The sequence below is a fragment of the Amazonocrinis nigriterrae CENA67 genome (assembly GCF_016056305.1).
GTDB lineage: Bacteria > Cyanobacteriota > Cyanobacteriia > Cyanobacteriales > Nostocaceae > Amazonocrinis > Amazonocrinis nigriterrae.
In genome coordinates this window covers 1-12,593 of record NZ_JAECZC010000106.1, presented here as the reverse complement: position 1 = coordinate 12,593, position 12,593 = coordinate 1, and the positions used below count along the sequence as shown (strand labels likewise).

Annotated in this window: 10 protein-coding genes and 1 pseudogene; 3 read left to right on the top strand and 8 right to left on the bottom strand. The window is 46.3% G+C overall.

Features of this window, described 5'->3' with window-relative positions:
- Nucleotides 1-724: 724 nt before the first annotated feature.
- Nucleotides 725-1,561 carry a YfdX family protein gene (locus I8748_RS32675; protein ID WP_198128630.1) on the bottom strand — a complete coding sequence of 279 codons (837 nt, stop codon included), beginning with the start codon at nucleotides 1,559-1,561 and terminating at the stop codon, nucleotides 725-727.
- Between the two features lie 172 nt (nucleotides 1,562-1,733).
- Between I8748_RS32675 and I8748_RS32670 the strand changes: the two genes are divergently transcribed.
- The gene (locus I8748_RS32670; protein WP_318781313.1) at nucleotides 1,734-3,008 is read left to right on the top strand and encodes an RNA-guided endonuclease InsQ/TnpB family protein; all 1,275 of its coding nucleotides are present in this window, start codon (nucleotides 1,734-1,736) and stop codon (nucleotides 3,006-3,008) included.
- Nucleotides 3,009-3,027: 19 nt separating this feature from the next.
- On the opposite strand, the gene I8748_RS32665 is transcribed toward I8748_RS32670, so the two are convergent.
- From I8748_RS32665 to I8748_RS32635, 7 genes and pseudogenes are all read right to left on the bottom strand, one after another.
- A complete protein-coding gene (locus I8748_RS32665; protein WP_198128629.1) occupies nucleotides 3,028-3,858 on the bottom strand; it encodes a YfdX family protein in 831 nt (276 codons plus the stop codon).
- Nucleotides 3,859-4,085: 227 nt separating this feature from the next.
- Nucleotides 4,086-4,859: a ChaB family protein gene (locus I8748_RS32660; protein WP_198128628.1), complete on the bottom strand. Its 774-nt coding sequence runs from the start codon at nucleotides 4,857-4,859 to the stop codon at nucleotides 4,086-4,088.
- A 185-nt stretch (nucleotides 4,860-5,044) separates the two neighbouring features.
- The gene (gene dnaK, locus I8748_RS32655; RefSeq protein ID WP_198128627.1) at nucleotides 5,045-6,934 is read right to left on the bottom strand and encodes a molecular chaperone DnaK; all 1,890 of its coding nucleotides are present in this window, start codon (nucleotides 6,932-6,934) and stop codon (nucleotides 5,045-5,047) included.
- Between the two features lie 736 nt (nucleotides 6,935-7,670).
- A complete protein-coding gene (locus I8748_RS32650) occupies nucleotides 7,671-8,840 on the bottom strand; it encodes a zinc-dependent alcohol dehydrogenase (protein ID WP_198128626.1) in 1,170 nt (389 codons plus the stop codon).
- Between the two features lie 206 nt (nucleotides 8,841-9,046).
- Nucleotides 9,047-9,264, bottom strand: a pseudogene (locus I8748_RS35550) (alcohol dehydrogenase catalytic domain-containing protein); the annotation flags it as partial.
- Between the two features lie 11 nt (nucleotides 9,265-9,275).
- Entirely contained in the window at nucleotides 9,276-9,785 is a 510-nt protein-coding gene (locus I8748_RS32640) for an SRPBCC family protein (protein ID WP_225896625.1), read from the bottom strand.
- Between the two features lie 571 nt (nucleotides 9,786-10,356).
- Nucleotides 10,357-10,773 (bottom strand): hypothetical protein, encoded by a 417-nt coding sequence (locus I8748_RS32635; RefSeq protein ID WP_198128624.1) that lies wholly within the window; start codon nucleotides 10,771-10,773, stop codon nucleotides 10,357-10,359.
- Between the two features lie 260 nt (nucleotides 10,774-11,033).
- Here I8748_RS32635 and I8748_RS32630 point away from each other — a divergent pair, with 260 nt between their 5' ends.
- Both I8748_RS32630 and I8748_RS32625 read left to right on the top strand, forming a co-directional pair.
- Nucleotides 11,034-11,621 carry a Uma2 family endonuclease gene (locus I8748_RS32630; RefSeq protein WP_198128631.1) on the top strand — a complete coding sequence of 196 codons (588 nt, stop codon included), beginning with the start codon at nucleotides 11,034-11,036 and terminating at the stop codon, nucleotides 11,619-11,621.
- Between the two features lie 354 nt (nucleotides 11,622-11,975).
- Entirely contained in the window at nucleotides 11,976-12,245 is a 270-nt protein-coding gene (locus tag I8748_RS32625; RefSeq protein WP_214662747.1) for a hypothetical protein, read from the top strand.
- The last annotated feature ends 348 nt before the right edge of the window (nucleotides 12,246-12,593 follow it).

Genomic DNA, 12,593 nt, shown 5'->3' with positions numbered 1-12,593 from the left:
TTACTAAGGATAGTGTTTTGGCTCATTATTTATAGCGAGTGTTAATTGTAGTTGATGTTTACTTCCTAAATCGGTCTTTCACTGGTTTATGCCTACATCCGCCATAAATAGCAGCCAAGAATCAAAAAAATTCCCATTGAGGCGATATTCAGTAATCCTTAAATTCAGGTTCAGCAGCCTAAAAGTATCTCTAAGAATGCGCTCAATGTCAATCTTTTATGAACTAATCCTGGCTACTCCTTTTCCACCTGAAGATTACCGTTTATCAAGAAAGGCAGAGGGCAGAGGGCAGAAGGCAGAAGGGATTTATCCCTTCTCCTGAGTGCCCGAACCATCTGCGCGACCGGAGGGAGCAAGGGTTTAAGACCCCCACCAAATTTCAAGAAAGGTGGCTCCTTTTCAGGAGGGGTTTGAATCCCCTTCTGAAAAGAACCTTCTGCCCTCTGCCTCCTGCCTTCTGCCTTCTTCAAACCGTTTCACTTTAAAGTTGATACATTTAGGAGGCAGTGCGGTCTTGGGGTGTCACGCCACGTGCTTTGGCTGTCGGCATAGCCGCCCAACGCAGTGGCTCCCCAAGTGGAGCAACTGCCGTGCAAGCAGGCAAGCAGGGGAGCAGAGGGGCAGGGGGGCCGAGGAGCGGAGGAGAAAAGACTAAAATTACCCTTGATTCTCCCTATCTCCTCTGCTCCCTATCCCCCTATCCTCTTCTCACCTTCTACCTTCATCAAGCTGGTTGGGCGGGGGCGGTTCCGGATATACGTTTGAAGAAACTAGAGAATTTTTCCAGGAGCCGACTCAATGGGTCTGCGGTTCTCTCGTTTGCCCTAACTTGCCGCTCAATCTCTTGGATTGCCTGCTCAAGTTCTGCATACTCAGGATCGCCTTTGGCATAGCCTAGTTGTTGAGTCAACCTGAGTTGGTTGCGAGCATCTTCCAGCAACCTCAGCGTTCTTTCGCGATCGCTGTCTGCTATAGCAACTGCACTCATTATGTCAATATCGGCTCTAAGCAGCGGTAGGGGTCGAGCAACTTCTGTCACCACTAGGGTTGAGAGGGCAAGTTGCAGCACCGTTTTGGCTTCATCGGTTTTACCTTCGTTCAACAACCGGGCTGCTTCCTTCATAGCATCAGGATACGTTTCTAGTGGCAGATTAAAGATTGTTGTGCGAATCTCACTCACCAGGCTGTTCAACAGTTGACGAGCAGTACGAAAATCATCCCCATTCACAGTACTCTTAATTTGATGACGAATTCGCTCAATCTCATTAGAATCGTCAGGGGCAAGATCGATTATATTTACTTGAGCCGACACAGGAACAAAACCCAGTTCAGGGTATCGTGCTACTAGAATTTCAAGTTTTCCTGTTGCTCGTTCTAAAGCTTGAAGTGCTTCTTGAGTATTTCCCTGGTCAATGGCATTAATTGCATTTCGAGTTTCTTTGAGCGCGGAAACTGCTTCTTGATCTATGCATCTTTGAGCTTCATCTGTTGCCTTTTGTCTCTCGTTGTCAATCTCTTGCTGATTACGAGCATCTTGTGGATTCGATGTTTGGGCGTTCATAATTATTCTCCTGATTTGTTAACCTAATGGGGGGTTCGGGGGGCTATAAGTCCCGCTAGGAAGCTGAAAGGTCAGCGTCGGGATACATGGACTCCCCTTGAAAAGTCGATTCCCCTCGAAGGGGATGAGGCAAGCATTTACCAGTATCTATAGCTACTGGTAAACTATAGCTATGCTGACAATGAACTACACCTACCGAATCTATCCATCTGCCATCCAGCAAGCCGAACTGCTGGAATGGTTGGAGACGTGCAGAGGCGTGTATAACTACGCTTTGCGCGAACTCAAGGACTGGATCGCTTCGCGTAAGTGTCCGATAGACCGATGTTCGTTGGAGAAGGAATACATCATTCCTGCCAATGAGCCGTTCCCGTCTTACCATCGTCAGCAAAACAACCTGCCCAAAGCTAAGAAGCAATTCCCGCATTTGGGTAAGGTGCATTCTCAGGTGTTGCAGACTACGATTCGCAGACTGCATGATACCTGGGAGGCTTTTCAGAAGCGTGGGCATGGGTTCCCGCGTTTCAAAAAGTTTGGTCAATACAAGTCCTTTGTCTTTCCTCAGTTCAAAGACAATCCTGTCAATGGCTTGACTATCAAGCTGCCGAAAATCGGGGAAGTTCCCATCAATTTGCATCGCCCCATCCCTGACGGGTTTAAGGTGAAACAGGTGCGGGTACTGTCCAGGGTGCGAGGAACGCAATGGTACGTAGTTGTCACCATTGAATCGAGTGTGTCGGTTCCCGATGCTCCGGTTCACGGTCGAGCGATTGGAATTGACCTCGGATTGGAGCGATTCTTGACGGCTTCGGATGGCAGTTTCCAGGAGCGTCCCAAGTTTTTCACTTTCGTGCAACGCAAGCTGAAATTGCTGCAACGCAGAGCGGCGAGAAAACAGAAGGGTTCTCAAAACTGGGAGAAGGCGCAAATCGAAGTTGCCAGAATGCACCATCGGATTGTGAACCGTCGCAAAGACTTTCACCTGAAAACGGCTCACAAGCTTTGTGACCAAGCGCAGACCATCTTTGCAGAAGACCTCAATGTCAAAGGATTGACGCGGGGAATGCTGCGAAAAGATTGTGTGGATGCTGCTTTTGGACAGTTCTTGTCTCTGACAGAATGGGTTTGTTGGAAGCGTGGGGTGTACTTTGCTAAGGTCAACCCCAATGGCACCAGCCAAACCTGCCCTAACTGCCTTGTGACTGTTGGCAAAGAGTTGGAGATCAGAGAGCATCATTGTCCTGAGTGTGGGTATCGGACTCATCGTGACCATGCCGCAGCAGAGATGGTATTGCATCGTGGACTAGAACAAGTAAGTAGCCAGGGACTCTGGCGAAACGAAAGTGCCTGTCAAATCGTCGGTCTGTCGGGGGTCTATGACCTAGATAAGTGGCGTGGGGCAGGAATGCCTAACTGCGAGGTTGGGAAGCCCGCCCTGTACCCGTAGGGTCAGCGTCGGGAGGATGTCACGCTGGATTGATGGCTGCGGATACCTGATTGAAGAAACTAGAGAATCTTTCCTGAAGCTTGGCAAATGCGTCTGTGGTTTTCTCACTTGCCTTAACTTGCCGCTCCAGATTTTTGATTGCCTGCTCAAGTTCTGCATACTCAGGATTACTTCTGGCGTAGCCCAGTTCTTGAGCCAACTTAAGTTGAGTGCGAGCGTCTTTCAACAACCTCAGCGTTTGCTCTGGATCGCTCTCTGCTAGATCGACTGCATCTACTAAGAGGGTGTAAGCATTGAGCAGCGGAATTGGTCGAGATTGCTCTGTTAGCACTAAGGTTGAGAGAGCAACTTGCAAAAGTGTTCTGGCTTCATCGGTTTTTCCTTCGCTCAACAACCGGGCTGCCTCTCTCATCGCATCAGGATACGTTTCTAATGGCAGATTGACGATTGATGTCCGAATCTCGCTCATCAGGTTGTTCAAAAGTTGACGAGCAGTCGGAAAATCTTCGTTATTGAAAGCATTCTTAAGTTGAGTGCGAATTCGTTCAATCACATGAAGATCCAGAGGGGCAACATCAATTATGGATACCTGAGTCATGACGGGAACCAAGCCCAGTTCAGGGTATCTTGCCACCAAAATGTCAAGTTTTCCAGTTGCTCGTTCTAAAGCAGCGATCGCTTCTTGAGTATTTTCCTCCTCAATGGCATTAATTGCATTTCGAGTTTCTTCGATGGCGGAAACCGCTTCTCGATCTAGGCATCTTTCAGCCTCATCTGTTGCCTTTTGCGTCTCCTTATCAATTTCCTGCTGAAGACGAGTATCGGGCTGATTCAATGTTTGAGAGTTCATAATCTGTTCCAGTGAGTTAAGTAGGTCGGTGTTGAAAATTATCGTTATGACAAGGCAGGAGGCAGAGGGCAGAAGGCAGAAGGGAAGAGCTTTTTGGGCAACTTTACTTTCCGTTACATACTTCGGTTTTTTTACGCCGTTCTACTTAAGTTGTTTTGCGACTGAATAAGTGCCTTTTTCGTCGCGATGGGCTACGCCCCACCGTAGGCGATCGCAACTCTGGAAATTTACGATCTGACTTTAGACCTGGAATAAGTGCCTTTTTCGTCGCGATCAAACACCTGTTTGACCCGATCCCAAGCCTTCGTCAAGGCATTATCTTTTCCATTGGCTTCTCTGAACGACCGATTGTAGGTATCAACAAAAGTTTTTTGCGCGTCGTCCGACAGATTTGCTCTAATTTCTGGTGAAATCTGCTCATTATCTGCCAGTTCACCTTTTGGTTGACGGGGAATCTTCATGTCAGTGATAGCGACTTCTTCCGCACCCGCACTTTCTAACAGTGAGACAACTTCGTCTGCTTGTTCTTGTGGCACTTCCGCGACCAGTAAAAACTCACCTGCTTTCAGGCGTGTTTCGTAAATAGCAGCTTTGTCCTCCGGCATACCCATTGCGATTAAGGCAGCTCCAATGCCTGCTCCCAAGGAACCATATAAAGCACCGCCTGCCGCTCCTAATAATGCTGCTCCCAAAGGGCCTGCTGCTACTACGGTTCCTAAAAAGGGAATGAACAACACGCCCACGCCCGTAAGTAAAGCCAACAGAGAACCAAACAGCGATCCAAAAATCGCTCCGGTGGCGAGTCCATCCAAGATCACATCTTCTTTAGTCACAAATCCGGAGATGCGAGTTTCGGCGTGGAAATTGCGACCAATAATCGAAATGTTATCTTTGGGAACGCCGCGATCGATTAGACGCTCAACCACTTCTTGCATCTTCTTCTCGTCTTTGAAGATAGCAGAGACACTTTTGAGGGCAGTTTTTTCAGATGTAGAAGTCATAAAAATTACTCCAAATTAAAAAACTAGATAACATCACGAAATGTGGCGCAGATTTAAGGATGCGGGGATAGGAAGAGAGTATTTGATAATTTCACTGCGTCACCCTCTGGGTGACGCACGCAGGCTCGCTAAAGCAGTTCCTTTAACTCTGAGAACCAGAGCAACGGACTGCTCGCTGCGTCTTGTTACTTTTGTTCCACAAAGTCTGCATCGATGACATCTTCACCGTCGCCTTGACGGTCTGTAGAAGTACCACCGTTTGGAGATGCACCTGCTTGTGAGTAGACCGCAGTGCCGATTTGCATCAGGGCTTGTTGAATTTCGTTGGTGAGGGACTTCATGCGATCGATGTTGTTCTGCTCAATTGCCTGACGCAAGTCTCGAATTAAGCCTTCCACGCGGGACTTGTCTGCTGGTGGCACTTTGTCGCCCAAATCCTGAAGTTGTTTCTCGGCTTGATAGGCAACAGAATCTGCCATGTTTTTGGTATCAATTTGTTCGCGCCGCCTACGGTCTTCTTCCGCATTGCGCTCGGCTTCTTTCACCATCCGTTCTACTTCAGATTTGTCGAGGGTGGACGCACCTGTAATGCTAATAGACTGTTCTTTACCTGTGGCTTTTTCTCTGGCAGTTGCTGACAGAATCCCGTTAGCATCAATGTCAAAGGTAACTTCGATCTGTGGCATACCTCTGGGAGCTGGAGGAATCCCATCTAGTCGGAAGGTTCCCAAGCTCTTGTTGTCGGATGCCATTTCGCGTTCGCCTTGCAGAACATGGATTTCTACGTTTGTTTGTGCGTCAGCCGCCGTTGAGAACACCTCAGACTTCTTCACTGGGACAGTGGTATTGCGCGGAATAATCTTAGTCGTCACACCACCTAGAGTTTCAACACCCAGCGACAACGGGGTGACATCTAGGAGCAGTACGTCTTTTACCTCACCCCCAAGCACACCCGCCTGAATCGCTGCACCCACTGCTACGACTTCATCCGGGTTGACACCCTGGTGTGGGTCTTTGCCTATTATCTGCCGTACCAGTTGCTGGACAGCCGGCATTCGAGTTGCACCACCCACTAGGATTACTTCGTCAATATCTGCGGGACTCAGTTTAGCATCGCGCAGAGCTTGTTCGACGGGAATGCGGCAGCGATCGAACAAGTCGGCGCACATTTGCTCGAACTGTACCCGCGTTAAGGTCATATCTAGATGTTTCGGGCCTTCCGGGGTTGCAGTAATAAAAGGTAAGTTAATGTTCGTCTGTGTTGCGCTTGACAGTTCAATTTTGGCTTTTTCTGCTGCTTCGGTGAGGCGTTGCAGGGCTTGTTTGTCTTTACGGAGGTCGATGCCTTCGTTACGCTGGAATTCGGTTGCTAGCCAGTCTACGATTCTCTTATCAAAGTCATCACCGCCCAAGTGGGTGTCGCCACTGGTAGCTTTCACTTCAAACACACCATCACCCACTTCTAGGATAGACACGTCAAACGTCCCACCACCTAAGTCAAAGACTAGGATGGTTTCATTGGTTTTCTTGTCAAGTCCGTAGGCGAGGGCAGCCGCCGTTGGCTCGTTGATAATTCGCAAAACTTCAATCCCGGCAATTCTACCGGCATCTTTGGTAGCTTGCCGTTGAGAGTCATTGAAATAGGCAGGGGTGGTAATTACCGCTTGCCTCACCGGTTCCCCCAGATATGTGCTGGCATCATCTATCAGCTTGCGGACTACCTCAGCCGAGATTTCTTCGGGTGAAAATTCTTTGTTCAGAGCGGGACAGTATAGCTTGACATTGCCATTACTGTCACGTACCACTTTGTAAGTAACTTGTTTTGCCTCTTGGGTGACTTCATCATACCTGCGCCCGATGAACCGCTTCACAGAATAAAAGGTGTTTTCTGGGTTCATTACCGCCTGGCGCTTGGCAATTTGCCCGACAAGTTTTTCGCCTTTCTTGGTGTAGGCAACCACAGACGGAGTTGTGCGACCGCCTTCTGTGTTCGGAATAACGATGGGTTGTCCGCCCTCCATTACGGCTATACAGGAATTTGTAGTTCCTAAATCAATACCAACGATTTTTGCCATCGTTAACAACCTCCTTCAAAGATTGGGATAAAAAATTGAGAGTCTGGATTCAGGACAAGTTGAACAAATGCCAATCGCCAAATTAGTGATGAGTGAGGAGGAGCAGGGGCTAGTAATTCAAAAAGTAAAAGTAAAAAGTAAAAAGAAAAGAATTAAGAATTAAATTTCAAGACTTCATCAGTTCTCTTTTGCCTTTTGCCCTTCGGGTGACGCTCCTAACGTCGCTAACGCTGACGCTAACGCCACTTGCTTTATGCAGGTGCTCCCGTCCACCCTCCGGGTTCAGCAGTCCCTCATCGACGGGAACCGCCAAGACGAGGGCTGCTTCACCGCAGTGGCTCACCTTTTTACTTTTGACTTCATCTTGGGGAGTAGGGGAAGCAGAGGGAGCAAAGAGAAAGTTTTAGTAATTTTTACTACCTGAATAGCCCTGAATACACTTGTTTCTTTCTCTCTCTCCCTGCCTCCTCTGCCTCAAGAACTTACCCATCTCACTTTCATCGCATTGCTCCCGTTTGTAGATAACAGCGGTTGGCAAAATTACTACTCTCGCGAATACTTTCAACGGACACCAAGAGTGAGAGTGCCTGGGGATATTCGTTCATTGCCCATCACCCGATAGAGATATCATCGATTAGAAGGACACGGAGAGAAGTTGCGTGCGGGGATAGAGGGACATGGAGAGTTCTTTCTTTGCATCTTTGCGTCTCCTACTCTCCGTGTCTTTTCTCCTGCCTTATGGTTTGAGTACAACTTTGATACAGTTTTCCTTCTTGTCTCTGAAAATTTCGTAACCCCGGGGTGCTTCATCTAACGGTAGACGATGGGTGATCACGAAAGATGGATCGATCCTGCCATTTTGAATGTGATCGAGTAACGTGTTTAAGTACTTATGAACGTGCGTTTGTCCCATTTTGAATACTAAGGCTTTGTTCATGGCAGCACCCATAGGTATTTTGTCTACAACGCCGACATAAACACCAGGAATTGACACGTGACCGCCTTTGCGACAGTCAATCATCACTTGCCGCAGCACATGGGGGCGGTCTGTTTCCAGACGCACTGCTTGCTTGACTTCGTCGTATACTCCTTCTAGACCCGTGCCGTGTGCTTCCAACCCCACAGCATCAATGCAAGCATCTGGGCCGCGTCCACCTGTCATTTCTTTGAGGGCTTCACCAACATCTACTTCCTCATAGTTAAGGATTTCTGCCTTGCCTTGATCTCTAGCCATCTGTAGGCGTTCGGGAATTCGATCGATAGCGATGACTCGTTCAGCACCAAGTAGATAAGCACTTCTTATTGTGAATTGTGCGACTGGGCCACACCCCCAGACTGCGACAATATCACCGGGCTGAATATTACAGTTATCTGCCGCCATATATCCGGTGGGGAAGATATCTGTTAGAAACACTACTTGTTCGTCTGTTAGTCCATCAGGAATCTTAAACAAACCAGTATCGGCAAAGGGAACGCGGGCATATTCAGCTTGACCACCAGCGTAGCCACCTAGCATATGAGAGTAACCAAAAATACCAGAGGGTGAATAACCCATGAATTTTTCTGCTAACCAAGCGTTTGGGTTAGAGTTATCGCACAATGACCAGAAGTCATGTTGACAGTACCAGCAGTTACCACAGCCGATAGGGAATGGTACAATTACGCGATCGCCTATATTTAAATTTTTGACGGCACTGCCTATTTCAACGACTTCTCCCATCATTTCATGACCCAGGATATCGCCCTTTTCCATTGTGGGGACGTAGCCGTTATAAAGGTGTAAATCAGAACCGCAAATTGCTGTTGTCGTGATTCTAATAACAGCATCACGCGGATTAATGATTTTTGGATCGGGTACTGTTTCCACCCGTACATCGTTGGCACCGTTCCAGCAAACTGCTTTCATAGCCATTAGTCCTTTGTCGGTAGTTAGTGGTCAGTTGTCAGTGGTTATTTTCCTTGTCTCCTCTGCTCCTCTCAGTCCCCAACTCAAGGCTGTAACCTAACTTTTATGCAGTGGTCTTTTCTTTGATTCAACAGCTCGAAGCCATGCTTGGCTTCTGTTAGGGGTAAGTGATGCGTGAACACAGCAGATGGAGTGACTTCGCCCTTCAATACGCGATCGCCTTTTTTCAATTTCTTGACTTCATTGCCAATATCAACGATTTCTCCCATAAACTCGTGACCAATAATGTCACCCGGTTCCATCGTCGGGATGTAGCCATTGTAGATATGCAAGTCAGAACCGCAGATGGTTGCTGATGTAACTTTGAGTCTGGCACTGTTTCCACCCGCACATCGTTAGTGCCGTACCAACAAACAGCTTTCATCGCAATATTGGTTAACCTCGCGGTTGACCTTCTGTTGTGGCAATCTCGCCTGCTTCCATCAGCATTCTGAAGCCGCGTAAATCTTCTTTAATTTGCAGTTCTGGGTCTTCGCCAAATAATTTAGCGATGTCTATGACGGGCTTCGCTAACGCAGCCCCAATCGCACCCCCAGGCGGGGTAAATTCTCGGATTGCTTTTACCTCAGTGCCACGATCCCCAGGTGCTGGCTTGAAGTGGACGCGACCAGAGGTTTCAATTGCTGCGCCTTCAACCGAAGTCCAGGCAATCAATTCGTTTTCTCGGTCTTCGGTAATGACTACATCCCACTCAACGCTTCCATTTAAGAATCCTTTGCTAATCCAGTGCGATCGCTTTTCGTCGTGTACCCTCACCTGTTTGAGATGCTTGATGAAGCGTGGCAAGTTATCAAAGTTACGCCAAAAGCGATAAAGTTCCTCTATTGGTTTGTTAATGGTTAAAGTCTTTCCAACTTTGACCCGTTGGTTCATGACCGTACTCATGACCATTGCCTCTTGTGCTTGCTATATGTCTTTTAATTATCAAAGTTGGGACAAATTGATTTTCCTAACTTTTCTATTACTTAAAGTTATAGTTAAAAAAAAATTACTTATATTCTTTCAATAGTCTTAGGTTTCCAATAAATTGATACTACAAAAGTAGTAATTGGCAGTTACCATATTTGTATACAAAAATACTTAGTTAATTTACAAAACAGTTGCGTTTTCAGAAGCAGAAATGGCGTTAGCACAACGCCAGCAAGCCTTCTCCCTTGGCGTTAGCCTCTCCCTTTGGGAGAAGGGGAGACGCTAAGAGCGAACGAGCGTAACTGCTGTTAGCGCAGCGTTCGCGTACCATTTCATCGGGAATAGGAGGAATTTATAAGCGGATGTAAGCACATATACTGCCTCTACAGGTATTTCTTCTAGTTTGTTGATTATTGAGGCAGCTAACTTAATTTTTTTCTCTACCGTGTAATACACGGGAAGAAAGGCTAGTTTATCTTTTCCATGTATTACACGGAGAAACCGTCGTTTTTATGTTAAGTAATGTTTCGCCAACAGTATCTTCTACTTAGAAAATAGGGTTATGGCCTTTGAGCAAAGATTTAGAACGGATATTCTGTAATTGTGCAGGTATAAGTAATCTATCGGCTGGTAAAATTACCGGGTCTTTAGAGTTGAAAAATCCGCCGCAGGGATTATCACAAGCTTCTTTGTTATCGGAACCTTTATCAGAAGCATCCTTGCCTTTGTCAGATGCTTCTTTGCCAGTACCGCCATCGGTATCAAGAACTGGTGATTTATGCAAATCTAATAAAGTATCACGCCGAAAAACGTCTTGAATAAAAGGCTGTTTTTGACGGAGGTTGACTTGACCTGGTGCAGCTTCTTGGGCTTTAACTCCAGCTATACTAGACAGCATCATAGTAGGAACAGTAAGAGTCAGCATCAACAAAAACCGAGCCGACAACATAGTTTTGATATTCATAATTTTGCAAACCTCATTGGTTAACAAACTGATTAGCTAGCTTGCATCTTGTGATTTTCAAGCTGTTATTTTCTAATAGGTTTGACTTTGTTACTTTATGCAGTACTGGGTAAATGTTTTTCAAGGATTTAGGCGGGGTTTGAATAAGAGTCCATAATTCTCCCAGTCCCCAGTTCCAAGCAAAGGAGGCGATCACTTCATTGTCTTTGGGCGTGGCGTAAAATAACTGTATTGAGTCATGCATGAGAATTGCAATCGCTATGACTGCAACCACCAAGAAACTGACTTTTGCAGAGTATCTTAAGTATAATGATGGCACGGATACTCAATACGAATTGGTAGATGGAGAATTAATCCCCATGAGTCTTGGTACTGGCAAACATGGTGGTATCTCCAAGTTTTTAGAACGAAGCTTTGATGACGAAAGTGCCAAAATGGGTAAGACTTGGACAGCACAAAAGTTTTCTTTTGGAGTGCGATCTCCACGGGGGGGACGCTGGGACACCTCACGAGTGCCAGATGTAGTAGTATTGCCAACAGAGCAATGGGAAGTACTTGCCAATCGAGAAGCTGTGATTAAACTCAACGAAACTCCTCCCATATTAGTAGTAGAAGTGGTCAGCGAATCTACACAAACCACAGACTACCGCAGCAAACGTTCTGAGTATGCTGTCTTAGAAATTCCTGAATACTGGATTGTTGACCCCATTCTAGAGGTGGTAACGGTATGCACCTTAGTAGAAGGTTTCTATGATGCTATTGCATTCCGAGGACAAGAACGCATCATCTCTTCCACTTTCCCACAGTTGGATTTGAGTGCCGAACAAGTCTTAGCAGGACGCAAGTAAATTAACTTTCCGTAAGTTAGACGGAGTTAAAAAACGGCAGGAGTGAGTGCAGGCAAGTGTTTAAAGTATCTTAATAGTCACTGTCAGCCACGCAAATTCCCTTACATTTAATACCGTTCGTCGCAGTACGCTGACAATGAGAACATAGAACTTTTTCGTTTTCTGTCTCTTGATTTATCTTTACACTAGTGCTTTTTGTCAGAAAGTCTTTTTCGGTCTGGAGTTTTACATTCATAAAAATAAAGGAATTTTTTGCAGTTTAGATTTTACAAGTAACGCCTAATGTGAATTAGGAAAAAAGGCGGGAGAAGTAAGAAGATGAAAGTTAGCAGCTTTTCAACTCAGACTTCCCCCATGACTAGCATAGACTTGGGAACGGTAATTACAACAATCTTTGTAGTGGTCGATGATTGGTGTCAAAAGCAAGTAAAAAGCATAACACTATTAAAACCAGGGGTGAAAGCAAGTATGAGCGATAGTGAAATCATGACACTGGCTCTATTGATGGATTATCTGCCATTTCCTGGAGAAACCCAATTTCTTGGTTTCATCAGGGGAAATTACTTTGAATGGTTTCCTAATTTACTTGACCAAAGTCAATTTAATCGTCGGCTACGCAAATGAGATGGGATGTTAGAGAATTGACGCCGCAGTTGGGTGGAGGAATTGGTTGGAGAAAGTGAAAAATATTTTCTTCTCGACACCAAACCGTTACCAGTACTGGGACTCAAACGAGACAAGCGATGTAGTGATTTCGCTGGAAATGCTGCTCCTGGTCGGTGTGCTGCTAGGGAAATGAGCTATTTTGGGTACAACAAGCGTGATGCTGTCAACATGGAATGGAATTCCCATTGCTTATGACCTTGTGCCTGCTAATACGGATGAGAGAATTGCTGCTAATGGTGTTTTATCAACAGTACGACATAGCGATATTTACGCAGATAAGGGATTTATTTCTGCCGACTGGCAGGC

Bases quoted from the DNA above. Each gene is read 5' to 3' on its own strand.
- I8748_RS32675 (WP_198128630.1), bottom strand. From the start codon at position 1,561: ATGAACGCCCAAACATCGAATCCACAAGATGCTCGTAATCAGCAAGAG.
- I8748_RS32670 (WP_318781313.1), top strand. From the start codon at position 1,734: ATGCTGACAATGAACTACACCTACCGAATCTATCCATCTGCCATCCAG.
- I8748_RS32665 (WP_198128629.1), bottom strand. From the start codon at position 3,858: ATGAACTCTCAAACATTGAATCAGCCCGATACTCGTCTTCAGCAGGAA.
- I8748_RS32660 (WP_198128628.1), bottom strand. From the start codon at position 4,859: ATGACTTCTACATCTGAAAAAACTGCCCTCAAAAGTGTCTCTGCTATC.
- dnaK (WP_198128627.1), bottom strand. From the start codon at position 6,934: ATGGCAAAAATCGTTGGTATTGATTTAGGAACTACAAATTCCTGTATA.
- I8748_RS32650 (WP_198128626.1), bottom strand. From the start codon at position 8,840: ATGAAAGCAGTTTGCTGGAACGGTGCCAACGATGTACGGGTGGAAACA.
- I8748_RS32640 (WP_225896625.1), bottom strand. From the start codon at position 9,785: ATGAGTACGGTCATGAACCAACGGGTCAAAGTTGGAAAGACTTTAACC.
- I8748_RS32635 (WP_198128624.1), bottom strand. From the start codon at position 10,773: ATGAATATCAAAACTATGTTGTCGGCTCGGTTTTTGTTGATGCTGACT.
- I8748_RS32630 (WP_198128631.1), top strand. From the start codon at position 11,034: ATGACTGCAACCACCAAGAAACTGACTTTTGCAGAGTATCTTAAGTAT.
- I8748_RS32625 (WP_214662747.1), top strand. From the start codon at position 11,976: ATGACTAGCATAGACTTGGGAACGGTAATTACAACAATCTTTGTAGTG.